General features: G+C 69.9%; 41 protein-coding genes and 1 pseudogene. 40 read left to right on the top strand and 2 right to left on the bottom strand.

What is annotated here, in order from left to right:
- The first annotated feature begins 10 nt into the window (after window positions 1-10).
- From HQN59_RS06190 to HQN59_RS06300, 23 genes and pseudogenes are all read left to right on the top strand, one after another.
- Complete coding sequence (locus HQN59_RS06190) at window positions 11-262, top strand: hypothetical protein (protein ID WP_176067127.1); 252 nt, start codon at window positions 11-13, stop codon at window positions 260-262.
- Between the two features lie 188 nt (window positions 263-450).
- Window positions 451-816: a hypothetical protein gene (locus HQN59_RS06195; protein ID WP_176066329.1), complete on the top strand. Its 366-nt coding sequence runs from the start codon at window positions 451-453 to the stop codon at window positions 814-816.
- A complete protein-coding gene (locus HQN59_RS26995) occupies window positions 792-998 on the top strand; it encodes an HNH endonuclease (protein ID WP_425342692.1) in 207 nt (68 codons plus the stop codon). Before HQN59_RS06195 ends, HQN59_RS26995 begins: the two co-directional genes overlap by 25 nt.
- Before the next feature lie 82 nt (window positions 999-1,080).
- Window positions 1,081-1,545 carry a membrane protein insertion efficiency factor YidD gene (yidD, locus tag HQN59_RS27000; protein WP_176067131.1) on the top strand — a complete coding sequence of 155 codons (465 nt, stop codon included), beginning with the start codon at window positions 1,081-1,083 and terminating at the stop codon, window positions 1,543-1,545.
- 346 nt (window positions 1,546-1,891) lie between these two features.
- Window positions 1,892-2,227, top strand: a complete 336-nt coding sequence (locus HQN59_RS06210; RefSeq protein ID WP_176067133.1) for a hypothetical protein — start codon at window positions 1,892-1,894, stop codon at window positions 2,225-2,227.
- Window positions 2,228-3,074: 847 nt separating this feature from the next.
- Window positions 3,075-3,221 (top strand): annotated as a pseudogene (locus HQN59_RS26000) (sodium/proton-translocating pyrophosphatase); the annotation flags it as partial.
- Window positions 3,222-3,313: 92 nt separating this feature from the next.
- Window positions 3,314-3,553, top strand: coding sequence for a hypothetical protein (locus HQN59_RS06220; protein WP_176067137.1), 240 nt, complete (start codon window positions 3,314-3,316; stop codon window positions 3,551-3,553).
- A gap of 94 nt (window positions 3,554-3,647) precedes the next feature.
- On the top strand, window positions 3,648-4,028 hold the full coding sequence (locus tag HQN59_RS06225) for a Rid family hydrolase (protein ID WP_176067139.1): 381 nt from the start codon (window positions 3,648-3,650) through the stop codon (window positions 4,026-4,028).
- Between the two features lie 79 nt (window positions 4,029-4,107).
- Entirely contained in the window at window positions 4,108-4,521 is a 414-nt protein-coding gene (locus tag HQN59_RS06230; protein ID WP_176067141.1) for an OsmC family protein, read from the top strand.
- 158 nt (window positions 4,522-4,679) lie between these two features.
- Entirely contained in the window at window positions 4,680-4,946 is a 267-nt protein-coding gene (locus HQN59_RS06235) for a hypothetical protein (RefSeq protein WP_176067142.1), read from the top strand.
- 93 nt (window positions 4,947-5,039) lie between these two features.
- A complete protein-coding gene (locus HQN59_RS06240; protein WP_176067145.1) occupies window positions 5,040-5,657 on the top strand; it encodes a LysE family translocator in 618 nt (205 codons plus the stop codon).
- Window positions 5,658-5,911: 254 nt separating this feature from the next.
- Window positions 5,912-6,244 carry a bleomycin resistance protein gene (locus HQN59_RS06245; protein WP_342451135.1) on the top strand — a complete coding sequence of 111 codons (333 nt, stop codon included), beginning with the start codon at window positions 5,912-5,914 and terminating at the stop codon, window positions 6,242-6,244.
- Window positions 6,245-6,340: 96 nt separating this feature from the next.
- On the top strand, window positions 6,341-6,817 hold the full coding sequence (locus HQN59_RS06250) for a hypothetical protein (protein WP_176067149.1): 477 nt from the start codon (window positions 6,341-6,343) through the stop codon (window positions 6,815-6,817).
- Between the two features lie 230 nt (window positions 6,818-7,047).
- Window positions 7,048-7,500, top strand: coding sequence for a PaaI family thioesterase (locus tag HQN59_RS06255; RefSeq protein ID WP_176067151.1), 453 nt, complete (start codon window positions 7,048-7,050; stop codon window positions 7,498-7,500).
- A gap of 93 nt (window positions 7,501-7,593) precedes the next feature.
- Window positions 7,594-7,866, top strand: coding sequence for a cysteine-rich CWC family protein (locus tag HQN59_RS06260; RefSeq protein WP_176067153.1), 273 nt, complete (start codon window positions 7,594-7,596; stop codon window positions 7,864-7,866).
- Window positions 7,847-8,251, top strand: a complete 405-nt coding sequence (locus tag HQN59_RS06265; protein ID WP_176067155.1) for a nuclear transport factor 2 family protein — start codon at window positions 7,847-7,849, stop codon at window positions 8,249-8,251. The genes HQN59_RS06260 and HQN59_RS06265 overlap by 20 nt, the downstream gene beginning before the upstream one ends.
- An 11-nt stretch (window positions 8,252-8,262) precedes the next feature.
- Complete coding sequence (locus HQN59_RS06270) at window positions 8,263-8,649, top strand: TfoX/Sxy family protein (RefSeq protein ID WP_176067157.1); 387 nt, start codon at window positions 8,263-8,265, stop codon at window positions 8,647-8,649.
- A 71-nt stretch (window positions 8,650-8,720) separates the two neighbouring features.
- On the top strand, window positions 8,721-9,146 hold the full coding sequence (locus HQN59_RS06275) for a GNAT family N-acetyltransferase (protein WP_217703861.1): 426 nt from the start codon (window positions 8,721-8,723) through the stop codon (window positions 9,144-9,146).
- 48 nt (window positions 9,147-9,194) lie between these two features.
- Window positions 9,195-10,235 (top strand): alpha/beta hydrolase family protein, encoded by a 1,041-nt coding sequence (locus tag HQN59_RS06280; RefSeq protein WP_246294708.1) that lies wholly within the window; start codon window positions 9,195-9,197, stop codon window positions 10,233-10,235.
- Between the two features lie 59 nt (window positions 10,236-10,294).
- A complete protein-coding gene (locus HQN59_RS06285) occupies window positions 10,295-10,720 on the top strand; it encodes a VOC family protein (RefSeq protein WP_176067159.1) in 426 nt (141 codons plus the stop codon).
- A gap of 257 nt (window positions 10,721-10,977) precedes the next feature.
- A complete protein-coding gene (locus HQN59_RS06290) occupies window positions 10,978-11,487 on the top strand; it encodes a GFA family protein (RefSeq protein WP_176067161.1) in 510 nt (169 codons plus the stop codon).
- Window positions 11,484-11,906 (top strand): VOC family protein, encoded by a 423-nt coding sequence (locus tag HQN59_RS06295; protein ID WP_176067163.1) that lies wholly within the window; start codon window positions 11,484-11,486, stop codon window positions 11,904-11,906. Before HQN59_RS06290 ends, HQN59_RS06295 begins: the two co-directional genes overlap by 4 nt.
- Window positions 11,907-11,965: 59 nt before the next feature.
- Window positions 11,966-12,385: a GNAT family acetyltransferase gene (locus HQN59_RS06300; RefSeq protein WP_176067165.1), complete on the top strand. Its 420-nt coding sequence runs from the start codon at window positions 11,966-11,968 to the stop codon at window positions 12,383-12,385.
- 24 nt (window positions 12,386-12,409) lie between these two features.
- Here the strand turns inward: HQN59_RS06300 and HQN59_RS06305 are convergent, their stop codons facing one another.
- Window positions 12,410-12,775 (bottom strand): hypothetical protein, encoded by a 366-nt coding sequence (locus HQN59_RS06305; RefSeq protein ID WP_176067167.1) that lies wholly within the window; start codon window positions 12,773-12,775, stop codon window positions 12,410-12,412.
- 102 nt (window positions 12,776-12,877) lie between these two features.
- On the opposite strand from HQN59_RS06305, the gene map reads away from it, so the two are divergent.
- The 15 genes from map (at window position 12,878) to HQN59_RS06380 (ending at window position 20,605) form a co-directional block, all read left to right on the top strand.
- Window positions 12,878-13,624 (top strand): type I methionyl aminopeptidase, encoded by a 747-nt coding sequence (map, locus tag HQN59_RS06310; protein ID WP_176067169.1) that lies wholly within the window; start codon window positions 12,878-12,880, stop codon window positions 13,622-13,624.
- Window positions 13,625-13,874: 250 nt separating this feature from the next.
- Window positions 13,875-14,297, top strand: a complete 423-nt coding sequence (locus tag HQN59_RS06315) for a hypothetical protein (RefSeq protein WP_176067171.1) — start codon at window positions 13,875-13,877, stop codon at window positions 14,295-14,297.
- Window positions 14,298-14,427: 130 nt separating this feature from the next.
- Window positions 14,428-14,970 carry a cysteine hydrolase family protein gene (locus tag HQN59_RS06320; protein WP_176067173.1) on the top strand — a complete coding sequence of 181 codons (543 nt, stop codon included), beginning with the start codon at window positions 14,428-14,430 and terminating at the stop codon, window positions 14,968-14,970.
- Between the two features lie 6 nt (window positions 14,971-14,976).
- The gene (locus tag HQN59_RS06325; protein WP_176067175.1) at window positions 14,977-15,213 is read left to right on the top strand and encodes a hypothetical protein; all 237 of its coding nucleotides are present in this window, start codon (window positions 14,977-14,979) and stop codon (window positions 15,211-15,213) included.
- Window positions 15,214-15,457: 244 nt separating this feature from the next.
- Window positions 15,458-15,976 (top strand): GFA family protein, encoded by a 519-nt coding sequence (locus tag HQN59_RS06330; RefSeq protein WP_176067177.1) that lies wholly within the window; start codon window positions 15,458-15,460, stop codon window positions 15,974-15,976.
- A gap of 123 nt (window positions 15,977-16,099) precedes the next feature.
- The gene (locus tag HQN59_RS06335) at window positions 16,100-16,591 is read left to right on the top strand and encodes a TspO/MBR family protein (RefSeq protein WP_176067179.1); all 492 of its coding nucleotides are present in this window, start codon (window positions 16,100-16,102) and stop codon (window positions 16,589-16,591) included.
- Window positions 16,592-16,645: 54 nt separating this feature from the next.
- Window positions 16,646-17,404 carry a TSUP family transporter gene (locus HQN59_RS06340; RefSeq protein ID WP_425342693.1) on the top strand — a complete coding sequence of 253 codons (759 nt, stop codon included), beginning with the start codon at window positions 16,646-16,648 and terminating at the stop codon, window positions 17,402-17,404.
- A gap of 16 nt (window positions 17,405-17,420) precedes the next feature.
- Window positions 17,421-17,837 (top strand): hypothetical protein, encoded by a 417-nt coding sequence (locus HQN59_RS06345; protein ID WP_176067182.1) that lies wholly within the window; start codon window positions 17,421-17,423, stop codon window positions 17,835-17,837.
- Window positions 17,834-18,124 carry a hypothetical protein gene (locus tag HQN59_RS06350; RefSeq protein ID WP_176067184.1) on the top strand — a complete coding sequence of 97 codons (291 nt, stop codon included), beginning with the start codon at window positions 17,834-17,836 and terminating at the stop codon, window positions 18,122-18,124. The genes HQN59_RS06345 and HQN59_RS06350 overlap by 4 nt, the downstream gene beginning before the upstream one ends.
- 40 nt (window positions 18,125-18,164) lie before the next feature.
- A complete protein-coding gene (locus HQN59_RS06355) occupies window positions 18,165-18,434 on the top strand; it encodes a YciI family protein (RefSeq protein ID WP_176067186.1) in 270 nt (89 codons plus the stop codon).
- Entirely contained in the window at window positions 18,410-18,868 is a 459-nt protein-coding gene (locus tag HQN59_RS06360; protein WP_342451136.1) for an MAPEG family protein, read from the top strand. The genes HQN59_RS06355 and HQN59_RS06360 overlap by 25 nt, the downstream gene beginning before the upstream one ends.
- 31 nt (window positions 18,869-18,899) lie before the next feature.
- Window positions 18,900-19,280 (top strand): VOC family protein, encoded by a 381-nt coding sequence (locus tag HQN59_RS06365; RefSeq protein ID WP_176067188.1) that lies wholly within the window; start codon window positions 18,900-18,902, stop codon window positions 19,278-19,280.
- Window positions 19,277-19,729, top strand: a complete 453-nt coding sequence (locus HQN59_RS06370) for a DUF2784 domain-containing protein (RefSeq protein ID WP_342451137.1) — start codon at window positions 19,277-19,279, stop codon at window positions 19,727-19,729. The genes HQN59_RS06365 and HQN59_RS06370 overlap by 4 nt, the downstream gene beginning before the upstream one ends.
- 56 nt (window positions 19,730-19,785) lie before the next feature.
- A complete protein-coding gene (locus HQN59_RS06375) occupies window positions 19,786-20,136 on the top strand; it encodes a hypothetical protein (RefSeq protein ID WP_176067190.1) in 351 nt (116 codons plus the stop codon).
- A 13-nt stretch (window positions 20,137-20,149) separates the two neighbouring features.
- A complete protein-coding gene (locus HQN59_RS06380) occupies window positions 20,150-20,605 on the top strand; it encodes a metallophosphoesterase family protein (RefSeq protein WP_176067192.1) in 456 nt (151 codons plus the stop codon).
- 6 nt (window positions 20,606-20,611) lie between these two features.
- Here the strand turns inward: HQN59_RS06380 and HQN59_RS06385 are convergent, their stop codons facing one another.
- Window positions 20,612-21,226, bottom strand: a complete 615-nt coding sequence (locus HQN59_RS06385) for an alpha/beta hydrolase (RefSeq protein ID WP_217703863.1) — start codon at window positions 21,224-21,226, stop codon at window positions 20,612-20,614.
- A 282-nt stretch (window positions 21,227-21,508) separates the two neighbouring features.
- Between HQN59_RS06385 and HQN59_RS06390 the strand changes: the two genes are divergently transcribed.
- Both HQN59_RS06390 and HQN59_RS06395 read left to right on the top strand, forming a co-directional pair.
- Window positions 21,509-21,865: a PilZ domain-containing protein gene (locus tag HQN59_RS06390; protein ID WP_176067196.1), complete on the top strand. Its 357-nt coding sequence runs from the start codon at window positions 21,509-21,511 to the stop codon at window positions 21,863-21,865.
- Between the two features lie 50 nt (window positions 21,866-21,915).
- The gene (locus tag HQN59_RS06395; protein WP_176067198.1) at window positions 21,916-22,212 is read left to right on the top strand and encodes a DUF2277 domain-containing protein; all 297 of its coding nucleotides are present in this window, start codon (window positions 21,916-21,918) and stop codon (window positions 22,210-22,212) included.
- The last annotated feature ends 1 nt before the right edge of the window (window position 22,213 follow it).

Genomic DNA, 22,213 nt, shown 5'->3' on the forward strand with positions numbered 1-22,213 from the left:
GTTAGGCAACATGAAGACGCGCCTCCTGATTCGGACTGCTCTCTACCTAGGCGGCTTCATGGTCGCAATGGCGCTTTTTCTGCTTTCACCTTTGGCTGATTTCCTGCCCGTCGATCTTCTGACGACCAGCGGTAGCGGATCGTCAGGCTACGTCCGAATCGTTCCAGCGGAACCGGACAACACCCTTGCTTTCTTGTTCCTTTGCGCTGGCATTGTTCTCGGCTTGGTCGGGCTCATTGGCTCTCGCGGAAGGTCGACCTGAGTTGTACCGGCATGTCCCAAGTGCTCGTGTCGCCTAACCCCTCCATCGAGCGGACGTTCCAAAGCGTGCTGCCCACGCTTTGGCCCGCCGCTCATGTCCAACGTTAGGCGACACAAATGCGACGGTGCCTTCTCGCACAGATTCCGGAGCAGGAGCTCGCGGCCAAGCTATTGGATGCAGCGGCGGACTTGCACGCGCTCGACGATCGCGAGATGACATCCTCGCTCCTTGTGCTTGCAGACATGCCAGTGATTCGCGAGCGAACCATCCGGCTCGTCGGGCCGCTGACAGCTGAAGTTCATCGCCAGGTGAAGCGCCCGAGCGTCTTGCCGCCCGAACGAAGGAGTCCAACACGCATGCCAAGCTTGGCGGACGAGTTCACGGTCTTCGTACGCGATGGGATGGAGATGCCGGTTCTGTCAAACCAAGGTCATTTCGCGTCGAGCTCGGTCTATCTTGCTGACGGCCTTTCCTACCGAAACGCATTGGCAGAATGGCGAAATATGCGCGACATGCGGCGCTGTATGGCATGGCCGCTTCGTTGGACCACGTAGTTCCTCACAGCAGAGGTGGCACGCACGAGCTCTCAAACCTTGTCACCGCATGCTATTGCTGTCAGTTCGGCCGAGGCGAATGGACGCTTGCCGAATCCGAGTTGGCAGATCCGAGGCATCGCGAGCCCATCGTCGATGGCTGGGACGGGCTCGACAGGCTTGCGAACGCCCATGTCGCCTAACCCCTCCATCGAGCGGACGTCCTCCGGCAGGCTCCGCCTGCCTGTGGCCGCCGCTCATGTCAAACGTTAGGGCCCACACAACTTGCGCACAGTCGTCCTCGCCGCAATCCGCGCATACCAACGCTTCGTCTCGCCGTACAAGGGGTTCTGCTGCGCCTACCGTCAACACACCGGGCGTGCGAGCTGCTCGACGTTGGGCTACCGCGTCATTCGGCGCCACGGAGTTGTCGGTGGGCTGACCCTGCTACGCCAACGAACGTATCGATGCGGAGTTTCCCATCGTCGGTTCGCCTTCAGGAGTCAACGCCTCCATCCTGAGCGGGGCGTTTGCGACTGCGACCTGCCGTGTGACTCCGACTGTGATCTTCCGAGCGGTCGCGGACTCTCCAAGGTTTGTGATTTCCTCAGTTGCTGCGATTGCGGCGGTTGTGATTGGCCGCGCCGCGAACGGCGGGACCACCGACGCAAGAGCATGGAGAAGGAGAAGTACGTCTACATCCCGCCCCAAAGACGCTCTCCACCTAAACGCCGAGACGGTGAGGCCTAACCCTTCGCTCGAGTGGACGCGCTTCGGCAAGGCGCTTGGGCCGCGATGCGCTCGCTGTTCAATCATGCGCCTCGCGGCCCAAGCCCCTTGCCTGTGCGCGCCCCTCAGCTTAAACGTTAGGCCTCATGCTTGAAGCCACAGTGCTCGCCACCATCGATACTTATCAAAGGTACGTCTCGCCTCACAAGGGCTTCTCATGCGCGGATCGCCTAAGGGGAACGCACCGTGGAAAGAGCGCGCGTTCATGATGGTGTGGCCTGACCGCTCCATTGAGCGGACGGCGCAAAGGCCGCTTCGCGCCCGGCGCCGCCGCTGTTCGAATGTTGTGCGGCGCCAGGGGGAACCGGTGAGTAGCTGGGCGAAAGTGCTCGTAGTCGCGTTTGTCGGGAGCTTCGCCGCCCTCGCGATCGCCCTTGCCGTTCAGGGGGCGTTCAAAGCCGCTGCAGGTGCACTGATCCCTGCAGCGCTGCTAGCACCCGCTCTGCTTGAGGCGTGGCGCCCAGGCAAGTACCTGCTCCGCGCGCGTGCCGACGGTTCGCCCGACAACCTCGTTGGTCGCGTGAAGCAGTTCCGCCTTGATCATCCCGGGGTCGATGGCACTCTCCTTTTGGGCGTGCTGGCGATCATCATGCTGGGGCCCATCGCAGCTTTGATATTCCGGGTCGTCGAAACGCTGTTCTAGTCCGCCCGTGGCAGAGCGCCGCCCAACTCATCGTTGCAATGGATTGCCTTCGGAACCCGCTGAACTCGGACTTTAGCCGTCATGCTCCGACACCTCGCAGTCGCGCTGGTGGCGCTTGTGGGCGACATCGGCTATTGGCGTGTTTGGTGCCCGATCCTGGGAGTCTCCGTCGTTGTAGCCGGTGTGTACGTGATGCTCCTGCCGACGGAGCTTCCCTTTTGGCCAGCCGTTGTGGCGGTAAGCGTTGCAGCCGCGGTCGGCATCATTTGGGAGCAGCGAGCAAGTGAGGCCTAACCCCTCCATCGAGCGGACATGCCACGGCAGGATTTGCCTTCCCCCGTCATGCCGCTCATGTCGAACGTTAGGCATCTGAATCTCTTTTGCGGGAGTCTCTGTGCCCCAACCGTCCTATACCGCTCTTCTGTTTGCCGCTGCTGCCGCCAGCAACGTGGGGGCGCAGGACTGCGCAAGAATCGAAAATGCCACTCAACGACACATTTCGAAAGGCGAGGGAATCGCACTGCTGACTGACATGGTTGCCGCGTGCAGATCACAGGATCCCGAGAAATGGGCTCGCCTACAAACTAGCAATGCACGGCTCCTTTTCTTGCGCGCAACTGACAAGACCGCGCTATTCAAGAACTATTGTGCGTTCACCGGTGAAGCTACGAAAATCCTTGGGGGTGACTTGACTGCGGGCACGCATTCGATTGGGCCTTACAAAGGCAGATCGAATTGCGGAGGACCTGCGTCCTACTGGTTCATTCACACTAGGGATGGCACCCTCGCGTTACGGTTGGAGGTTGCTGTTGAGTCGGGTCAGCTGAAACTCGATACCCATTGACCGATGCGCTCGACGGCGTCGCCGGTGCTCTTCGTCTGCGCCGCGGTCATGATCGCGTATTGGCTCGCCGGCCTCGATGGCATCGCCGTCGCGGCGACCGCCATGCTGAGCATGGCCGGATTCGTGGTCGCGATCGACGCCCACGGCCCCAACGACAGGGCGCGCTACGTGCGTGGCCAGTGTCGCTCCACGTGGTCTGCCGCCCGCCGCCGCTCACCTTCACATCGAGTCCACTACTCACGATGAGAAGCACGGTACTTGCGTCGTTGGAAACGCCCGACGGCACGCACTGCATCGACTTCTTCGCCCGCGAAGACGGGACCTTCGGATTCGAGCAGTACCGCGCCGAGCACGACGGCGCTGGCCGGTGGCAGTCTCTGGGCCAGTACGCTCACCTATCGTTCGGTTCGGGTGAAGAGGCCCTGCGCGCCGCCAAGGAACACGTGCCGTGGCTCAGCCCTGCCGAGGTCTGGCGCTGGTAGTCCGCTCTCCGGCGAGCTACGCTTGCCTGCGGCGGCCGCTCACGTCGAACGTTCGGCCCCGGGCGAAGTCGCCGCACATCAAGGAGGACTCACCGTGGCCCGTCACATCGTGTTCACTCCGAAAGCGGCGAAGCCACCCGCGGCGTACAGCCAGGCGGTCAAGGTCGCCGGCTTGGTCTTCGTCTCCGGAACGGCCCCCATCGATCCTGCGACCGGAGCGATCAAGGGATCGACGATCCAGGAGCAGACTGCGCAGTGCCTGGCGAACATCCGCGCCATCCTCGAAGAAGCGGGAAGCTCCCTTTCGAAGCTCGCCAGCGTGACCGTGATACTCGCCGATGAGGACGATTTCGCGGGCATGAACGAAGAGTGGCTCAAGTGGTTTCCCTCGGATCCTCCTGCTCGACAGGGTGCGAAGCTGCCCGCGCGCATCCCTGGACTCAAGGTTTCGATCGCGGCGATCGCCGAGGCCTGACTCGTCGATCGAGGCGACGTCCCCGAGCACGGCGTGTCGAACCAGGCTTCACGAAGCAGCCGATCGAACCCGACAGCGCATGAAGATCACCGCCACGCTGCGCAACTCCGGCCAGGCTCACGCCGCTGCTGTCTGCACGGAAGGCAACGTCCAGGAACATCGACGTTCCGGCCCGGGAGCGTGGCGACGGGTCCGCCGTCAACGGAGGCGAGTTTCTGATGCTGGCCTGGCAACCTGCTATTGCAACGACCTCTACCGCGAAGCCCGGCGCCTCGGCTTGCAGGTACACAGCGTCGAGGTCGAAGCTTCTGCCGACTTCCTCGGCGTCGGTCTGGCGGCGTCGAACGTCCGTTACCGCGCTCGGGTCCACTCACCGGAATCGGCGGAGCGGCTCGATCGGCTGCTGCGCGAGACCGACGCCGTGGCCGAGGTACACAACACGCTCCGCGCACCCACGCAGGTCGCGCTCGTGCCGTGGTCGGAACCTGCGTGAGCGTCAGCGCCGCTCGGCTTCCGCTGGGCGTACCGCGCAGGCGCTCGCTCGCGTCAAAGCGCGACGGCAGCCGTCGCTTGGCCGCTCCGGCCGTCGATGGCATCGAGCGCTGCGCGCACGGTGGCGCCGGGGCGGATCGCTCGGGACGTTGAGTCGTCATGCCCGAGAGCGACGACTGGCGGCTGCGCAATGCGCCACCTGGGCTGGCCGGGTCGGCTGTTCGGCATCGCCCGTACAGGATGCCGAGGCCATCGTGGGATCACGACCACTGCATCCTGTGCTGGCAGAAGATCGCGGAGGCACCGACGCCGGACGCGGTTCACGACGGCTATGTTCTCGCCAACGACGACTGGCTCTGCCCCGAGTGCTTCGCGACGCTCGGCGAGCGGCTCGGCTTGCATGAGGTACGAGATGATCGCGCCTAGCTTCTCCATCCACAGGACAGTCGAGAGGCCGTTTCGCGGCTCCTGAGCTGCCGAATCGCGCCGACCCTCGAGCCGACCGACTCGCACGCCGCCATGCTTCCTTCCGTCGCGTTCCTTCTCGCTGCCTCGCTGCTGGCCATCACGCCCGGCCCCGGCCTGGCGTATGTCGTCGCGAGAACCGCCGCGGGCGGCAGAGCCGAGGGCCTGGCCTCGTGCGCCGGCACCGCGATCGGTGGTCTGTTGCACGTCGCGGCTGCGGCGACGGGTCTGTCCGTGCTGCTCGCCCGGTCGGCACTGGCGTTCTCGGTGGTGAAGTACGTCGGCGCAGCCTATCTCGTCTATCTCGGCGTGAGGCTCCTCTTCTCGCGGCCCGCGCCGGCGCGGATCGCCAGCGAGGCTCGCGGCGCCCGTCGTGCGCTGCTGGAGGGGGTCTTCGTGGAGGCGCTCAACGTGAAGACCGCATTGTTCTTCCTGGCGTTCCTTCCGCAGTTCCTCAGCGGGGGCAATTCGATCGCGATGCAGCTCGTCGTCATGGGCACGTTGTGCGTGGCGCTCAACACGTTGGTGGACGTCGCCGCCGTCCATGGCGCCGCGCGACTCGTGCGGCCGGGCGCCGCGGGGCGGCGTCGCGCCGGTCTGCTCAACAAGGCAAGCGGCGCCACCCTCGTGGCGTTGGGCCTGTTCGTCGCGAGTTCGAGGCGCGCGGCCTGACGCCTCGTGATGCAGGCCTCGACCGACAGCCCGCCGCTCCCCGGCAGCGGCACATGGCCGTCCTGGCGACGCCCGCGGTTCGGCGGCCGCCCTGTCGGATGCCGCATCGCGCCACGAGCGCAGCCTGCCACGCACGCGGCCGGCCCGCGTGAGCGTCTAGGGCGCTCGAAGCATCGTCGGACGATCGATCGAAGCCTCGCTTTGAAGGAACGCACGCAATGACTCGAGATGTTCGGTTCGTATCGGCAACACCCGTGCTGGCATCGCTCGACATCGAGCGGTCTGTCGGGTTCTTCGCGTCGAAGCTCGGCTTTTCCAGCGTTCACGCGCAGCAAGGGGTCTACGGGGTGGTGCGGCGCGGAGCGGTCAGCATCCACTTCTGGGCCTGCGCGGAGCGGCACATTGCGGAGAACACCAGTTGCAGGGTGCAGGTCGACGGGGTCGCTGAGCTGTTCGAGGCATGCGCCGCCTTCGGGATCGTTCATCCGAACGCGCCGCTCGAGGCCAAGCCCTGGGGCTCGAGAGAGTTCTCCATCCTCGACCCCGACGGAAATCTCGTCACGTTCTTCGAGCCGGCCGATGGCTGATCCATTCACCGCACGGCGCTCGCAGCAGGCGCGTCGCGCCGCGGCGCCCCGATCGTTCCCGATCGCCGACCGACGCCTGCCGCGGCGCAGCCGGTGATGTTCGACTTCCTCCAGGCGCGCCCGTTCGTCGACGCCACCCTGGGCGAGCTCCGGCGGTCCGGTCGGCGCTGGCGCGGCCGGCTCCGTCTCGGCGCAGGAGACCTTCCTCTGGCCATCGAAGGGCCACGTCGTGGCCCGGACGCCGGCGCGCTGGCGGCTGCCAGGGACCTGCCGCGCGTGTGGGCGCAGCAAGCGGACGCCGTCGCCCGCGCGCTCGCGGAGCACCTCGCTCCGTATCGCGAAGCGGTGCTCGCCGGGGAGTCCGAGGCGCCACGCACACCGCTGCCGTCGGGCTCCGACCCGGCGAGCATCTGGGCCAGCGTCGAACTTTTGTCGGCTTCCGTCACCCTGCTCGACGGCCAGCTCATGTCGGAAGTGGCCCTCGCGGTCACCTGGGACGAGGAGCACACGCTCGGCGCGCGCTTTCACGGCGCCGCGTTCGTCGAGCTCAACGGCAGCATCCGCCCCGAATGAGCGCGTCACGCGATCGACTCGGCGAAACGGGCGTGCAGCCGCGCCGACCGTGGCTCGTCGCCACCCTGCTGTGGCTGCCAACCTGCTGCGCAGCTGCAGTCGTGCTTCCCGAGCGCGCGTCTCGGTCTCTCTCGCCGGCTACGCCTGCAGCCGGCAGACGGCGTTGCCGCGCGCGCCCGGCATCGGCGTAATGAGCGACACCGCCGCGTCTCGGTCCACGTCGCACCCCCATGCAAAGCCCGTCGATCCCGTTTCGCCTGAGCGCCGAGCAGCGCGACGCCAAGCTCGCGCGGTTCAACGCTCGCCACGAAGTCGTGTGGTTCGGCTTTCGCGGTTCGTTCGATGCGCCGGGCACGGCGGTCATCGGGTTCACGCGGCTCGACGCCGGGCTGCAAGGCGGCGGTGGCACGAGTGCCATCAACGGCGGCGTGATCGCGGCCGGCTTCGACGCAGCGTTCGTCCTTGCCGGCCTCGCGCAGTACGAGGCCGAAGTGGTGGTGACGCTGGAGCTCTCGGTCAAGTTCCTGTCGCTGGCGCGGGCGAACGAGTCGCTCGCGTTCCGTGCCCACGTGGTCCGCTCGGCGAGGAGCTTCGCCTTCGCGGAAGGTTTCCTGTCGAACGGCATCGACGCTGGCGCCCCGCACCTGGCCATTGCCACGGCGATGGTCGCGCCGGCCCGGTAGCGCCTGCTCGCGAACGCCCCCGCCGAGCGGCACCCGCAGTCGTCGGGTAAGCGGTCGCCGCGCGCCACTCGCGTGTGCCACAGTAGCGGCGCGATGCGCACGGCCGCTGCACCACCGACAGACACCTCGTCGTGCCCGCTCTGCGGCGAGCTGAATCAGTGCGCGCTTGCCGGTGGCACGGACCCGGCGAACCGTTGCTGGTGCGCCGACGCGTCGTTCTCCGCCGAGCTGCTCGCGTCGGTGCCGCCGACGGCAGCGGGACGGGCGTGCATCTGCGCGGCGTGTGCCGCGCGTGGCGTCGCCCGACGAAGCGGCGGCGGCGCCGAAGCCGAAGTGGAGGTGCCCCATGCCCGAAGCGAACGCTGAAGTCACGCCCGAGTTCCTGCAGGCCTTTGCCGACGCCTTCAACCGGCACGATGTCGATGCCTTGATGGCGTTCATGACCGACGACTGCGTGTTCGAAGCTTCCGCCGGGCCCGAAGCGTGCGGAGCGCGCCACGTCGGCCGGGAAGCCGTGCGGGCTGCCTACGCCGACGTGTGGGCCACGTTTCCCGATGCGCACTGGGGCGGCGCCCGTCACGTCGTGCACGGCGATCGCGCCGTTTCGGAGTGGACCTTCACCGGCACGCAGGCAGACGGCAGCCGCGTCGAGGTGAACGGCTGCGATCTGTTCACGCTGCGCGCCGGCAAGATCGCGGTGAAGAACTCCTTCCGCAAGAACCGGCCTGCCTTGCGTGCCGGCGAGCGCTAGAGTCACCGCAGATGGCCACCGATCGAGCCTTCGTCGAGTTCGTCCAGAGCCAATCCGGGCTCGGCGGCGAGCTCTCGTTCAAGAAGATGTTCGGCGAGTACGCGCTCTACCTGCACGGCCGGGTGGTGGCGTTCGCCTGCGACAACCAGCTCTTCCTCAAGCCCACCGACGAGGGCCGCGCCGTGCTCGGCGAGGTGACGCAGGCGCCGGCATACCCCGGCAGCAAGCTCTACTTCAGGCTCGACGAGCAGATCGACGACCGCGCCCTGCTCCAGCAGGCTCTGGTGGTGACCGCCGACGCCTTGCCCCTGCCGAAGCCGAAGTCGCCCACGCGGAAGGCCGCGGCGACGGCGCGCAAGATGGTCAGCCGGAAAGCCGTCGGCTCGCGCGGCGCCTGAGGCTCGGCGGAGCAAGCGCCATCGACGTCCATCGCGGCTACCTCCCCGGCTGCATCGGCGCCATCGTGCGCTTGCACGCCTCCTACTACCACCGCCTGGTCGGCTTCGGCGTCCCCTTCGAGGCGGTGGTGGCGCGTGAGCTCGCCGACTTCTGCGAGCGTTGCGACGGAGCGCGTGACGGCCTCTGGCTGGCTCTCGACGGCGGCGAGGTTCAGGGCTCCATCGCGATCGATGGCCGTGATTTCGCAGGCGCGCACCTGCGCTGGTTCATCACCGGCGACGCGGTGCGCGGCTCCGGCCTCGGCTCACGGCTGCTGACGGACGCGCTGAACTTCTGCGATGCCGGAGGCCATCGACGCGTCCACCTGTGGACGTTCGAAGGGCTCGATGCGGCGCGGCACCTGTACGAGAAGCACGGCTTTCGCCTCGTTCACCAGCAGGCAGGCGCCCGCTGGGGCAGCGCGGTCAACGAGCAGCATTTCGAGCGGCTGGTCTGAGTCACCTCGCCGCTCCTCAGCAGACACCATCCCGCGGACGCCGTCATCATGATGCGGACTCTTACCGCCATCGTTCTCGCCGGCCTCGGCGCGGCGAGCAGCCACGCCGAGCGGCTCGGCATGGCGATGACGCAGCTGCCGCAGGGCGACGGCGGCAGCATCACGGTCTTCTATCCGACGCGGGCGGCCGAATCGGCGGCATCGGTCGGACCGTTCCGGCTGTCGTGGGCCGGGGACGCCGCGCCCGCGAAGGGCAACGGCCGCCTCGTGGTCGTCTCGCACGGTTCGGGCGGCGCGCCGTGGGTGCACGCGGATCTGGCGCGGACCCTGGTCGGGCGCGGCTTCGTCGTCGCCCTGCCGCAGCATGCCGGCGACAACGCTCGCGACCCGTCGACGCCGGGACCCGAGAGCTGGGTCAAGCGGCCGCGCGAAGTGAGCGGCGCGATCGACCGCGTCGGCGCGGACCCGCGCTTCGCGCCGCTGCTCGCGCTCGACGCGGTGGGCGTGTTCGGCGGCTCGGCAGGCGGCCACACGGCGCTCACGCTGGCCGGCGGCGAGTGGTCGCCGGCGCGCTTTCGCGACCACTGCATGCGGCACATGGAGGACGACTTCTCGTCGTGCGTGGGCTTCACGACGCTGCTGGGCGGCGACTGGCTCGACGGCGTCAAGCGGTGGCTCGCCAGGCGCGTGATCGCGTGGCGCTTCAGCGACGACACGCCGCAGCGCCACGTCGACGCGCGCGTGAAGGCGGTGATCGCGATGGTGCCGTTCGCCGCCGACTTCGACCCATCCACGCTCGCCAGCCCCAAGGTGCCGCTCGGCCTCGTGATCGCCGACAAGGACGTCAACCAGGTTCCCGCCTTCCATGTCGAGCGCATCCGCCAGGCGTGCGAGCCGCGCTGCGAGGTGATGATGCGCCTTGCCGACGGCAGCCACGGTGCGATGCTCTCGCCGCTGCCGCCGCTCGAGAAAGGCAGCATCGCCGAGCACCTGCTCGCCGACCCACCCGGGTTCGACCGCGCCGGCACGCTGCCGCTCCTGAATGGCAGGATCGCGGACTTCTTCGAGAAGCTCCTGCTGCCGCACTGACCACCCGGCATGTCGCGCCCGCGGCGACATGTCCATCGACCCCGAGGAGGCCGCCTGCCGTGTTCTCGCACATCTTCGTCGGCGTCGCCGACTTCGACCGCGCCCTCGCCTTCTACCGCGCCCTGATGCCGGTGCTCGGCGTCGCCGAACGCTTCTGCGATCCGTCGCGGCCGTGGGCCGGCTGGCAGTCGCATCCGGACCCGCGACCGCTGTTCCTGATCGGCAAGCCGTTCGACCAGCGCGCGCACGACGCGGGCAACGGCCAGATGGTCGCGTTGATGGCCAAGTCGCGTGCGGTCGTCGATCGCGCGCATGCGGTCGCGCTCGCGAACGGCGGCGTCTCGGAAGGCGCGCCCGGTCCGCGTCCCGAGTACCACGCGCACTACTACGGCGCCTACTTCCGCGATACCGAAGGCAACAAGCTGTGCGTGGTCTGCCATGCCGACCCGGGACTGCACCCGTCGTCGATCAGCGTCGGCGCCTGAACGTTCGCAGACCCACGCCACGCCGAGCCTGTCGACCACGAACGGCCGCGCGCCCCTCGACGCGGGCGCATCGCCGCCGCGCGCCGCGGGTGCGGGCCTGAGCGCGGCCGCGCAGAATCGGCCGGCGCGTGGTCGCACCGCCGGCGCGGTGGCGCGCTCGGTTCGGCCGATGCGGTCGGGATGCGTCTCGGCGCTCTGCAGGCCACCCGCGGCGAGCGGTTCCGCTCCGCCGGCCATCACCTCGAGGAGATTCGCCCGTGCATCTGGAAGGCTCGTGTCATTGCGGCAAGGTCCGGTTCAGCGTCGAGTCGCGCGAGCCGGTTCCGTTCATGCGCTGCTACTGCTCGATCTGCCGCAAGACGGCCGGCGCAGGTGGCTACGCGATCAACCTCGGCGCGATCACGCAGACGATGAAGGTGACCGGCAAGCGGCACCTGCGCATCTACCGCGCGCAGCTGCCGAACGACGACGGCAAGGGCACCCACACGAGCAGCGCGCGGCGCTATTTCTGCGCCGGGTGCGGCAGCGCGCTCTGGCTGTGGGACCCGAGCTGGCCCGACCTCGTGCATCCGCACGCGAGCGCGATCGACACACCGTTGCCGATGCCGCCCGAGTACGTGCACTGCATGGTGGGCTCGAAGGCGCCGTGGGTGAAGATCGAAGGCGAGCCGCAGGACGCGCGCTTCGACGAATACCCGGACCTCTCGCTCGCGGAGTGGCATGCGCAGCACGGGCTCACCTCGGCCGGTGAGGACGCCGCGCCATGAAGCCGCGCATCACGCTCGTCACGCTCGGGGTGAACGACCTCGAGCGGGCCGTCGCCTTCTATCGCGACGGGCTCGGCCTCGCGACCAAGGGCATCGTCGGCACCGAGTTCGAGAACGGCGCGGTGGCGTTCTTCGATCTCGAAGGCGGCCTCAAGCTCGCGCTCTGGCCGCGCGCAAGCCTCGCCGCCGACTCCCGCCTTGCGTTGCAGCCGCCGAGCAGCACCGAGTTCGCACTGGCGCACAACGTCGCTTCGGAACGCGAGGTCGATGCGGTCCTCGACGAGGCCGCGCGCGCCGGCGCCCGCATCGTCAAGCGCGCGCAGGCGACGTTCTACGGCGGCTATGCGGGCTGCTTCACCGACCCCGACGGGCACCTGTGGGAGGTCGCGTACAACCCGGGACTCGACACGCTGGGCTAAGGCGTCGCTTCATCGCAGCGGCGCCGTGCGCGCCATGGTCACCGACACCGTCTGCACCGATGCACATTCGCCCGTTCCTCGAACCCGACGAAGCCGCCGTCGTCGCGCTCTGGCACGCGTGCGGCCTCACGCGGTCGTGGAACGATCCGCACAAGGACATCGCGCGCAAGCTGGCCGTGCAGCGCGAGCTGTTCGTGGTCGGCGAGCTCGGCGGCCGCGTCGTCGCCAGCGTGATGGCCGGTTTCGACGGCCACCGCGGATGGGTCAACTACCTCGCAGTCGCGCCCGAGATGCGCGGGCGCGGCCATGGCGCCGCGCTGATGCGCTGGGTCGAGGCGGCACTCACCGCGCGCGGCTGCCCGAAGCTGAACCTGCTCGTCAGGTCGAGCAACCGCACGGTGCTCGACTTCTACCGGCACCTCGGCTATGCGGTCGACGAGGCGGTGCCGCTCGGCAAGCGACTGATCGCGGACGATTGATCGGCACGAGCGCCGTCATACCGCTCAGTTCATCACCTTGCACTCGCCCGACAGGCACTGCACCAGCAGGCCGTAGCCGTTCGCGCAGATCACCGAGTAGGTCTCCTGGCCGGGGCCGCTGCCCATCAGCATGGGTTTCGAGCGCGGCTTGCAGGCGACGACCTGCGGCATGCGTTCGACGCTGGCGGCAGCGCCGGTGGCGGCCGGCGCCGGCCCGGCTGCGCTCGCGGCGCGCGGAGCCTCCGGTCCGGTGACCGCGGACGCCGCGTTGGAGACCGGCGCGTTCGGGTCCGCGTACGCGCTCGACAGCGCGACGAGTGCGATGGCGCCCATCGCGGCGCGCAGGGCCGTGTTCGGCGTGACGAGCGTGCGGGGTTGCTGGATGGGCATGGCAGTGGAAGGCGCGGGGGCCACAATCCGGTTGGTCCGACCCTTTCGCGGCACGCCGCAGCCGCCGCAGGGTCACGAATGAGGATGACGGCAGGAGATCGCATGACCATCGAAACCGATGACGACGTCGCTGCACTCAAGCGCATCGGCAGGATCGTCTCACACGTGCTGCACGAGATGCTCGATGCCGTCGAGCCCGGCATGACCACACGCGAACTCGACGCGATCGGCGCCGGGCTGCTCGAGCGCCACGGTGCGCGGTCGGCGCCGCGCCTTGCCTACGACTTTCCCGGCGCGACCTGCATCAGCGTCAACGAGGAAGCGGCGCACGGCATTCCCGGCGAGCGCGTGATCCGCGCCGGCGACGTCGTGAACGTGGACGTCTCGGCCGAGCTCGGCGGCTACTTCGCCGACACCGGCGGCACCCGCGTCGTGCCCCCGACCAACCCGCAGAAGACGCGCCTGTGCCACGCGACGCGCGCCGCGCTCGAGCAGGCGATGAAGCAGGCGCGCGCCGACAAGCCGATCAGCGGCATCGGCGCGGCGATCGAGCGCACCGCCAGGGCGTACGGCTTCAAGGTCATCGAGAACCTGGGCAGCCACGGCGTCGGCCGTTCGCTGCACGAGGAGCCCGAGCACATCCCCGGGTACTTCGACCCGGCCGATCGCCGCCTGCTGCACGACGGGATGGTGATCACGATCGAGCCGTTCCTGTCGACCAGGAGCCGCGTGCTCAGCGAGGCGGCCGACGGCTGGACGCTGGTCGGCGCGTCCGGCAACCTGTCGGCGCAGTACGAGCACACGATGATCATCACGAAGGGCGCGCCGATCGTCGTGACGCGGCACTGAGGCGCCGACGGCCCGCTCGTCAGCTTGCGGATCGTCGGACGAAGCGACGTCGAGCCGTTCGCGCGAACGTGGGCTCAAGCGCGCCTGTGCGAGCGCAGAATCGTCGCTCCGTCGCGGAGCCGATCCGGCCGAGGGCAGCCCGGGTCGGCGATCGCGATCGCATCCGACGCGTCGCCCTGCGGCCCTCGGGTAGGGATCGACCTCGCGACGCCACGCCGGCGCCCGTGCGCGCCGGCTGCAGGAGGCGCGGATGAATGCGGCCATCTATCCCTCGCTCGGCTTCACGGTGGCGATGCTCGTCTGCACCGCGTACTTCCTGATGGGCGGGCTTCCGCTGCTCGTGCTCAAGCACGACACGCCGCTCGACGCACGCTTCGTGCGGTCGTTCTTCAACCTGTACTACAAGGTCGCGATCGGCACCTCGCTGGGGGCGTGCGTCAGCTATGCGCTGTGGGGAAGGCTGCGGTTCGCGCTCGGCGCGGGCGCGCTGCTCGCCGTGACGCTGCTGCTGCGGCGCACCTTGATCCCGGCGATGCAGCAGCTGGGCAACCGCATCCAGGGCGACGATCAGCGATCCATCCGCGATTTCCGGCGCATCCACATCGCCGCGCTTGCGATCAACCTGCTCCAGCTCGTGCTGATCGTGTGGGGCGTCGTGCTGCTTTCGCTCTAGCTCGTCGATCGACACGGTCCCGAAACGCCGCGGGTCGGAGGCTCACGGCGGTCGTTCCTTTCGTCAGCCGGGCCTTGAGCGTGCGGCACGCGCGGGGTCATCATCGACACCTTCGGGAGGGGCGACACGGATGGGCAGCGCGGTTCTCGTCATCGACGTGCAGCAGGGCCTCTGCGAAGGTCCCGGCGCCGCGTTCGACTGCGCCGGCACGATCGAACGCATCAACCGCATCACCGTCGGCGCCAGGCACGCAGCCGTACCGGTCGTGTTCGTTCAGCACGAGTCGGGGCCCGGCTATCTCGAGCATGGCACGCGCGCGTGGCAGCTCGCCGACGCGCTAGTCGTCGAGCCGCGCGACCATCGCGTCCCCAAGACCACGCCCGATGCGTTCCACCGCACCGCGTTGCACGAGCTTCTGCAGCGCCTCGGCGTCGCCGAGCTCGTGGTCTGCGGCATGCACAGCGAGTTCTGCGTCGACACCAGCGTGCGACGCGCGCTCGCGCTCGGCTACCCGGTGCGACTGGTCGCCGACGCGCACACGTCTGCCGGCAATGCGGTGCTGTCGGCGCCGCAGGTGATCGCGCACCACAACGCGACGCTCGCCAACATCGCGAGCTTCGGCCCGCGCGCGACGCCGGTACGCGCCGATGAGCTCCGCTTCGCGGCGGCCTGACGTGGCATGAAGCGACCGCTGCCGAGCGCCGCGCCGCCACGCCGCGGACACCGCATCGTGATCGCCGCGTTCGGCGTGTTCTTCGTCGGGCTCGCGGGCGTCGTCCTCGCGCTTGCGAGCGCAGCGACGCTGCTGGGCTCGCTCGCCGCGGCGGCCGTGCTGGGTCTGCTCGGCGTCGATGCGTGCGTGAGCGCCTGGCGCGGCAGGCCGTCGCTGATGGAGCGCATCGGTCCGCTGCCGTAGCGGCACGAACGGCCCACGCAACGAGTCGGCCCGCCGCAGCGCGCGATCCGTCACGCGCGGCGTCGCTCGCGCGTCCGGCACACGGCCCGTCGGACGCATCCGCGAGCAGGTGTCGCGGTCACCCGCGCCGCAGCGAAGCGATACGGCTAGGCTTCGGGTGACGCCATCGAGTTCGGTGCGCTGGCGCACCCGCGCCGCCGCATGCACCATCGGCCGCGTCGACCACGCAACGGAGCCGCGCCCCATGCCCTACCCCGTCGAAGGCGGCTGCAGTTGCCGGGCCGTGCGCTACCGGATGGAGTCGGCGCCGCTCGTCGTCCACTGCTGTCACTGCCGCTGGTGCCAGCGCGAGAGCGGTGCGTCGTTCGCGCTGAACGGGATGATCGAGGCGAGCCGCGTCACCAGCCTCGCCGCCAGCCCGGAGCTCGTCGAGACGCCCTCGGAGAGCGGCGCCGGCCAGAGGATCGCGCGCTGCCCGACCTGTCGCGTGGCGGTCTGGAGCCACTACGCCGGTTCGGGCCCGGTGACGGCGTTCGTTCGCATCGGCACCCTCGACGATCCCGACTTGCTGCCGCCCGACGTCCACATCTTCACGGCGTCCCGGCAGCCCTGGGTCGTGATCCCCGACGGCGTCCCGTCGTTCGCCGCGTACTACGAGGCCGACGCGGTGTGGAGCGCCGAGAGCCTGGCGCGCCGGGCCGCCATCGCCCCGCAGGTGAAGGCGTACCGCGCGGCGCTCGCGGCGGCGAACGCGCCACGCTGACGCGGGTCGCGAGGGGGTGGCCGCGGACGCCCACCGAGACCGCCTCGACGCGCCGGTCAGGACCACGCCGGTATGCTCCGCCACCTCGCAACCGACGCGCCCGCCGCCCGCCTCCTGCTTCGCATGAATCCACCCGCCTCGCGTTCGCGGCAAGGCCTCGGCCTCGTCGGCTGGCTGCTGGCCGTGTTCGCGACCGCCGCGCTCGGCGCCGCCGCATCGGTCGACGCGCCGTCGTTCTACGCCAGGCTCGTCAAGCCGACGTGGGCGCCGCCGTCGGGCGTCTTCGGGCCCGTGTGGACCACGCTCTATGTGGCGATGGCGGTCGCGGTCTGGCTGGTCTGGCGCTCGTCGCGGCGCACGCCGCTCGGGCTCGGCCTGTTCGCCGCACAGCTCGTCGCCAACGCGCTCTGGTCGTGGCTGTTCTTCCGTTGGCACCTGGGTGCCTGGGCCACCCTCGAGGTGCTGGTGCTCGCCGCGCTCATCGTCGCCACGACGGCGGCGTTCTGGCGCACGAGCCGGCTGGCGGCGCTGCTGCTCGTGCCGTATCTCGCCTGGGTCGCCTTCGCCTCGGCGCTCACGTACAGCGTCTGGCAGGCCAACCCGTTCCTGCTGTAGCGCCCGCGGGCCCCGGGTTCTCCCGGACCGGGTGTTACATTTGCCGCGATGTCATTGGAGCTCGCGTTCGCGACGGTCGCGTCTCTGTTCGCCGGGCTCATCGACTCCATCGTCGGTGGCGGCGGGCTGATCTTGGTCCCTGCGCTGTTCGCCACCTTCCCCAGCGCGCCCCCGGCGACCCTGCTCGGCACCAACAAGTGCGCGGGCGTCTGGGGCACCGCCATGGCGACGGCGCGCTTCGCACGCCGGGTCCGGATGCCGTGGCGCACGCTGGTGCCCGCCGCCGGCGCTGCCCTGCTCGGCAGTTTCGCCGGCGCCTGGCTCGTCACCGCCATCGACCCGGGCTTCCTGCGCCGCCTGCTGCCCTTGGTCCTGCTCGCGGTGCTGATCTACACGCTCGTCAACAAGACGCTCGGCAACGAGCACGCGCCGCTGCACTCGGGACGCACCCAGACCCTCGTCGCATGCGCGATCGGCGCGGCGGTCGGCTGGTACGACGGCTTCTTCGGGCCCGGCGCCGGCAGCTTCTTCATCTTCCTGTTCGTCCGCTTCCTCGGCTTCGACTTCCTCAACGCGGCGGCGTCGGCGAAGGTGCTGAACGTCGCCACCAACCTGGCGGCGCTCACGCTATTCGCGATCAAGGGCCACATCTGGTGGCAGGTCGGGCTCACGATGGCGATCGCCAACGTCATCGGCAGCCTGTTCGGCGCGCACCTGGCGCTCAAGCACGGCGCCGGGTTCGTGCGCATCGTGTTCGTCGTCGTCGTAGCGGCGCTGATCGTGAAGACGAGTTACGACGCGTTCCTGCGCTGACGGCCAGCCCGGTTTGATGAGACTCGAGCCCTTCGTCCAGGTCGACCGCACGCCGTTCAGCGCGACGCGCGAGCAGGTCGAGGCCGAGCGTGGCGCGCCGCTGCAGGCGGTGCGCAACGGCGTCGGCCTCGACGAGCTCGACTACGGCAACGTCGTGTTCCGCTTCCAGGACAACGGGCGCCTCGAGGAGGTCTCGATGCGCGCACCGATCGTCTACTTCGGCGCCAACGACGTCCCGTTCGCCGCGCTCGACGGCTTCGTGCACGCCAACGACCCGAGCGCATTCACGCGCGGCGGCTTCGTGGTCAGCCCGCGCTTCGGCGTCGCCTTCGACCCCGACTGCCCGACCTGGGTCACCGCGCTCGCGGCGCACTGCATCGACACCTGGCGCGCGATCCCGAGCGACTCGAACCCGCCCGACGCGCTGCCATGACGATCACGCCGACGCGCGTCACCGCCGCCCTCGCCGGCCTGTTCTCGGGGACCGCCTGGCCGCTGCTGTGGCCGCTGATCGGCGGTGCGGGCGGCGACGACACCATCAACCTCATCGTCGGAACGGTCCTGCTGGTCGCGGTCCCGGCACACGCCTTCGTCGTCGGCTTCGGCCCGGCGACGCAAGCCGGCGGCCTCGACAGGGCGCTGCTGGTGCGCACCGCGATCTGGCTCGTCGCCGCCGCGGGGGCGGCGATCGTTGTCGGGCTGGTGCGCGGCGCCACCTGAGGCGCCAGCGAACGACGAGCATCAACGCAAGGGAGCACGCGTGAAGGTCCTGATGTTCTACGAGATCGCCCCGGACGGGCTCGCGCGCGTGGCCGAGCACCAGGCCGGCCACGTCGCTCGTCTTGCGGAGTTCCACGCCCGCGGCGAGCTGCTGATGGCGGGCCCCTACGGCGACCCGCCGGTCGGCGCGCTCGGCGTCTTCGTGAACCGCGCGGCCGCCGAGGCGTTCGCGGCCGGCGACCCTTTCGTCGTGCACGGCGTGGTCGGCCGCCACACGTTCGAGCCGTGGCACGAGGTGCTGGCACCCTGAACGCTGTCGTGCGCGAGGCCGCGATCCTGCACCCGGTGTTCGCGCTCGCGGCGTGGACCGCGGTGGTGCTGCTGCTGGTGCCGGTCGCGCGGGTGCGCGCCGGGCTGCGCCGCGAGATCGGCGTCGACGACTTCCGCTACGGCGAGTCGGCGGCGGTGCCGCCGCGCGTGAGCCTCGCCAATCGCAACCTGATGAACCTGCTCGAGGTGCCGGTGCTGTTCTACGTGGTCGCGCTGCTGCTCTACGTGACCGCCGGCGCGACCGCCACCGCCGTCGCCCTGGCGTGGACCTACGTCGGGCTCAGGGTCGTTCACAGCGCAATCCATCTCACGTACAACCGCGTGCTGCACCGGCTGACCGCATTCGCGGCCAGCAACGTGGTGCTCGCGGCGCTCTGGGTGCTGGCCGGTCGGCACGTCGCCGCTGCCGGCTGAACGCACGCCGGCGCCCGCACCAGGAGCCGCCATGCACCGAAGCCGACTCGCTGCCGTCGTGATCGACTGCCAGACCTCCGATGTCGACGCCGCCGCCGGCTTCTGGTCGCGCGCGCTCGGCTGGCGCGTCGACCCGCACGACGACCCCGACGGCAGCCGCTACCGCCGGCTCGACACCCCGGCGTCGCAACCCGACGTGCTGGTGCAGGCGGTCGAGCACCCGAGCCGCGTTCACGTCGACATCGAGACCGACGATGTCGAGGCCGAGGTGCGGCGCCTCGAGGCGCTCGGCGCACGCCGCGTTGCGCAGGTGAAGACGTGGTGGGTGATGGAGGCGCCGACCGGCCAGCGCTTTTGCGTCGTCAAGCCGCAGCGCGACGACTTCGCGGACGGCGCCAACGTCTGGGAGTGAGCGCGATCGCGACGCCCGCCGTGCTCGGTGCACTTGCCGATGCGGTGCTGGTGCTGCACGTCGCGGTCGCCGCGTTCGTCGTCGCCGGGCTTCCGCTCGTGTGGGCCGGCAACGCGCTCGGCTGGCGCTGGGTCAACGGCTGGCGCTTCCGGGCCGCGCACCTCGCGGCGATCGGCATCGTCGTCGCCGAGTCGTGGCTCGGCATCGCCTGCCCGCTGACGACGCTCGAGAACGCGCTGCGCAGCGCCGCGGGTCGCGCCGGCTACGCGGGCGGCTTCATCGAGCACTGGCTCGGCCGCGTGCTCTTCCACGACGCGCCGGAGTGGGTGTTCGTGCTCGCCTATACGACCTTCGGGATCGCGGTGCTCGCGGCGTGGCTGCGCTATCCGCCGCGCCGGGGCGGCGACGGACGACGTGCGCGACCGCTCGCGACCCGCCGTCAGGCGTGAGGCATGCGGCGGGTTGCGGTGCCATGATCACGCGCCTAGAACCGCTCACGCCTGCCATGACCCGCCTCGTCCCGATCGCCATCCTCGTGGCCGCGCTCAGCGCCTGCGCGTCGGCCCCGCCCTACGAAGGGTTCCTGCGCAGCTGGAGCGGCGCGAGCGAAGCCGAGCTGGTGCGTTTCTGGGGGCCGCCGAGCGCGACCACCGACTCGGCGGGGAGTCGCTTCGTGACGTATGAAAGCCGACGCTCGTTCTACCTGCCCGGAACGCACGATCCGAGCCCCGGACCATCGGCGATGACCGTCCAGCTCAATTGCATGACCCGCTTCGAGCTCGTCGACGCCAGGGTCGTCGGCTGGACCTTCCAGGGCAACGGCTGCGAGGGCTCCCGTTCGCCGTACCGCCCCTGACCGGCCGACGGCGATGCGGATCGGGCTCGTCTCCGACACGCACGGGCTGCTGCGCCCCGAAGCGCTCGCCTGGCTGCGCGGCAGCGACCGCATCGTGCATGCCGGCGACATCGGCGGGCCCGCGATCCTCGACACGCTCGCCGCCATCGCGCCGCTCACCGTCGTGCGCGGCAACAACGACCGCGCCGATTGGGCGGCGGCGATCCCCGAGCATGCGGAGCTCGTGGTCGACGGCGTGCGCATCCACGTCGTGCACGACCTCGCCGACTTCGTGCACGACGCGGGCGCGCCGCCGCGCGTCGTCGTGGCCGGCCACTCGCATCGCGCCGCGGTGCGCGAGCGCGACGGCGTGCTCCACGTGAACCCGGGTAGCGCCGGGCCCCGGCGCTTCAAGCTTCCCGTGTCGGCTGGCGAGCTCGTGATCGAAGGCGGCGCGGTGAGCGCGCGCACGGTCGACCTGCTGGCCTGAACGGCACTACGCGCCCAGCAGCTCCCCCCGCAGCCACGCGCCGAGTTCGCGGTCGAGCTCGTCGCGGCATTCGTCGAGGCCGTGGCGGCAGCGCGGTTGCAGCAGCAGCTTCGGCTCGCCGGCGCGCGAATGGATGTCCTGCGAGCACGCGGCGGGCAGGACCTCGTCGTCGGTGCCATGCAGAAGGAAGATCGGGCGCGGCGCGATCGCACCGACCCGCTCGGTTCCGTACGCCTGACTCGAGAGCGCCGCGACCGCGGTCACCCACGGGCTCGCGACGGCGGCGCGAATGACCACCGCGCCGCCGAACGAGTGGCCGACCAGCGCGAGCGGCCCCGGCACCTCCTGCACGAGCGCGGCAACGCCGCCCAGCACGTCGGCGACGCACGGGCCGAGCTCGCCGGGGCGCCGGTACGCGACCTGGAGCGACGTCACGCCGTCGGGCGCGAGCGCAGCGCCGAGCCGGTCGTAGAGCCCGCCGGCCGGACCGTGGAAGCCGCCGCCCGAGCCGAACACCCACAGCACCGATGCGCGCGGTGCCGCCGCGGCCAGATGGAGACACGCCACGTCGGCACCGTCGACGCGGAGCGTGCGCGGCCTGAAGGCGGTCATCGTTGCCATGCGGAAGGCGCCGCACGAGCGCGGCACGACCGGCGCGGCAAACCGCGTACCTCGCGCCATTGCCGGCATCCGGAACGCCGCGGCCGTGCAAGCGGTCGCACCGATCGCGCCTTGCTCGATGCCGAGCCGCGCGCGCGTTTCCGTGAGCCTTTACCATCCGCCACTTCCGCCGGCCGGCGCCGTGCCCTGCTGCTTCCGCAATCGCCGCCGGCACCGGCCTTCCCGCATCCGACCTCCGCATTCGCCCTGAGCCTTCGCGGCTCACGTGACTCCCCGCGCCCGATGGAAATCCCGAACCTCACCCCTGCCGCTTCCGAGCGTCGCAAGCAGGAGCGCCGCACGCTGCGCGCCAATGCGGCCCTGCGTCTGTCGGGTGCGACGCCCGTCGTCGTCCGCACGCTCGATCTCAGCGTCGGCGGCATGGGCGTGGTGGCGGCGATCAACCCGCCGGCGGGCTCGCGCTGCACGATCGGGATCGCGTCGCCGGCGCAGCCGCGCGGCGCGATCGCGGTCGAGATCGACGCGGTGGTGGTGCACAGCATCTTCAGCAGCCGCGAGAGCGGCTTCAAGATCGGCCTGCAGTTCGGCGACCTCACGCAGTCGGCGGCCGACGCGATCAACCGCTACCTGGGCAGCTAGCTTCCGCAGCTTCGCGGGAAGTGCCTCGGGTGACCGACGAGGGGTTTGGCATGTGCAGGAACATCCGGACGCTGTTCAACTTCGACCCGCCGGCGACCGAGCTCGAGATCCGCGACGCGTCGCTGCAGTTCGTCCGCAAGCTGAGCGGCTTCAACGTGCCGTCGCGCCAGAACGCGGCGGCGTTCGATCGGGCCGTCGAGGACGTCGCCGCCGCGGCACGCACCCTGATCGCCTCGCTGGTGACCAACGCGCCGCCGCGCGACCGCGTGGTCGAAGCCGAGCGCGCCAGGGCGCGGTCGGCGGAACGTTTCGGGCGCGTTCCCGCGCCGGTCGATACGGCCGACTGAA

Source organism: Rhizobacter koreensis (assembly GCF_013366375.1).
GTDB lineage: Bacteria > Pseudomonadota > Gammaproteobacteria > Burkholderiales > Burkholderiaceae_C > Schlegelella_A > Schlegelella_A koreensis.

What these genes read in the sequence shown, in the direction of transcription:
- HQN59_RS06190 (WP_176067127.1), top strand. Translation starts at nt 11, where the DNA reads ATGAAGACGCGCCTCCTGATTCGGACTGCTCTCTACCTAGGCGGCTTC.
- HQN59_RS26995 (WP_425342692.1), top strand. Translation starts at nt 792, where the DNA reads ATGGCCGCTTCGTTGGACCACGTAGTTCCTCACAGCAGAGGTGGCACG.
- HQN59_RS06220 (WP_176067137.1), top strand. Translation starts at nt 3,314, where the DNA reads ATGAGAAGCACGGTACTTGCGTCGTTGGAAACGCCCGACGGCACGCAC.
- HQN59_RS06230 (WP_176067141.1), top strand. Translation starts at nt 4,108, where the DNA reads ATGAAGATCACCGCCACGCTGCGCAACTCCGGCCAGGCTCACGCCGCT.
- HQN59_RS06235 (WP_176067142.1), top strand. Translation starts at nt 4,680, where the DNA reads ATGCCCGAGAGCGACGACTGGCGGCTGCGCAATGCGCCACCTGGGCTG.
- HQN59_RS06240 (WP_176067145.1), top strand. Translation starts at nt 5,040, where the DNA reads ATGCTTCCTTCCGTCGCGTTCCTTCTCGCTGCCTCGCTGCTGGCCATC.
- HQN59_RS06250 (WP_176067149.1), top strand. Translation starts at nt 6,341, where the DNA reads ATGTTCGACTTCCTCCAGGCGCGCCCGTTCGTCGACGCCACCCTGGGC.
- HQN59_RS06255 (WP_176067151.1), top strand. Translation starts at nt 7,048, where the DNA reads ATGCAAAGCCCGTCGATCCCGTTTCGCCTGAGCGCCGAGCAGCGCGAC.
- HQN59_RS06260 (WP_176067153.1), top strand. Translation starts at nt 7,594, where the DNA reads ATGCGCACGGCCGCTGCACCACCGACAGACACCTCGTCGTGCCCGCTC.
- HQN59_RS06265 (WP_176067155.1), top strand. Translation starts at nt 7,847, where the DNA reads ATGCCCGAAGCGAACGCTGAAGTCACGCCCGAGTTCCTGCAGGCCTTT.
- HQN59_RS06270 (WP_176067157.1), top strand. Translation starts at nt 8,263, where the DNA reads ATGGCCACCGATCGAGCCTTCGTCGAGTTCGTCCAGAGCCAATCCGGG.
- HQN59_RS06280 (WP_246294708.1), top strand. Translation starts at nt 9,195, where the DNA reads ATGATGCGGACTCTTACCGCCATCGTTCTCGCCGGCCTCGGCGCGGCG.
- HQN59_RS06295 (WP_176067163.1), top strand. Translation starts at nt 11,484, where the DNA reads ATGAAGCCGCGCATCACGCTCGTCACGCTCGGGGTGAACGACCTCGAG.
- HQN59_RS06300 (WP_176067165.1), top strand. Translation starts at nt 11,966, where the DNA reads ATGCACATTCGCCCGTTCCTCGAACCCGACGAAGCCGCCGTCGTCGCG.
- HQN59_RS06305 (WP_176067167.1), bottom strand. Translation starts at nt 12,775, where the DNA reads ATGCCCATCCAGCAACCCCGCACGCTCGTCACGCCGAACACGGCCCTG.
- map (WP_176067169.1), top strand. Translation starts at nt 12,878, where the DNA reads ATGACCATCGAAACCGATGACGACGTCGCTGCACTCAAGCGCATCGGC.
- HQN59_RS06315 (WP_176067171.1), top strand. Translation starts at nt 13,875, where the DNA reads ATGAATGCGGCCATCTATCCCTCGCTCGGCTTCACGGTGGCGATGCTC.
- HQN59_RS06320 (WP_176067173.1), top strand. Translation starts at nt 14,428, where the DNA reads ATGGGCAGCGCGGTTCTCGTCATCGACGTGCAGCAGGGCCTCTGCGAA.
- HQN59_RS06325 (WP_176067175.1), top strand. Translation starts at nt 14,977, where the DNA reads ATGAAGCGACCGCTGCCGAGCGCCGCGCCGCCACGCCGCGGACACCGC.
- HQN59_RS06330 (WP_176067177.1), top strand. Translation starts at nt 15,458, where the DNA reads ATGCCCTACCCCGTCGAAGGCGGCTGCAGTTGCCGGGCCGTGCGCTAC.
- HQN59_RS06335 (WP_176067179.1), top strand. Translation starts at nt 16,100, where the DNA reads ATGAATCCACCCGCCTCGCGTTCGCGGCAAGGCCTCGGCCTCGTCGGC.
- HQN59_RS06345 (WP_176067182.1), top strand. Translation starts at nt 17,421, where the DNA reads ATGAGACTCGAGCCCTTCGTCCAGGTCGACCGCACGCCGTTCAGCGCG.
- HQN59_RS06350 (WP_176067184.1), top strand. Translation starts at nt 17,834, where the DNA reads ATGACGATCACGCCGACGCGCGTCACCGCCGCCCTCGCCGGCCTGTTC.
- HQN59_RS06365 (WP_176067188.1), top strand. Translation starts at nt 18,900, where the DNA reads ATGCACCGAAGCCGACTCGCTGCCGTCGTGATCGACTGCCAGACCTCC.
- HQN59_RS06375 (WP_176067190.1), top strand. Translation starts at nt 19,786, where the DNA reads ATGACCCGCCTCGTCCCGATCGCCATCCTCGTGGCCGCGCTCAGCGCC.
- HQN59_RS06380 (WP_176067192.1), top strand. Translation starts at nt 20,150, where the DNA reads ATGCGGATCGGGCTCGTCTCCGACACGCACGGGCTGCTGCGCCCCGAA.
- HQN59_RS06385 (WP_217703863.1), bottom strand. Translation starts at nt 21,226, where the DNA reads ATGGCAACGATGACCGCCTTCAGGCCGCGCACGCTCCGCGTCGACGGT.
- HQN59_RS06390 (WP_176067196.1), top strand. Translation starts at nt 21,509, where the DNA reads ATGGAAATCCCGAACCTCACCCCTGCCGCTTCCGAGCGTCGCAAGCAG.
- HQN59_RS06395 (WP_176067198.1), top strand. Translation starts at nt 21,916, where the DNA reads ATGTGCAGGAACATCCGGACGCTGTTCAACTTCGACCCGCCGGCGACC.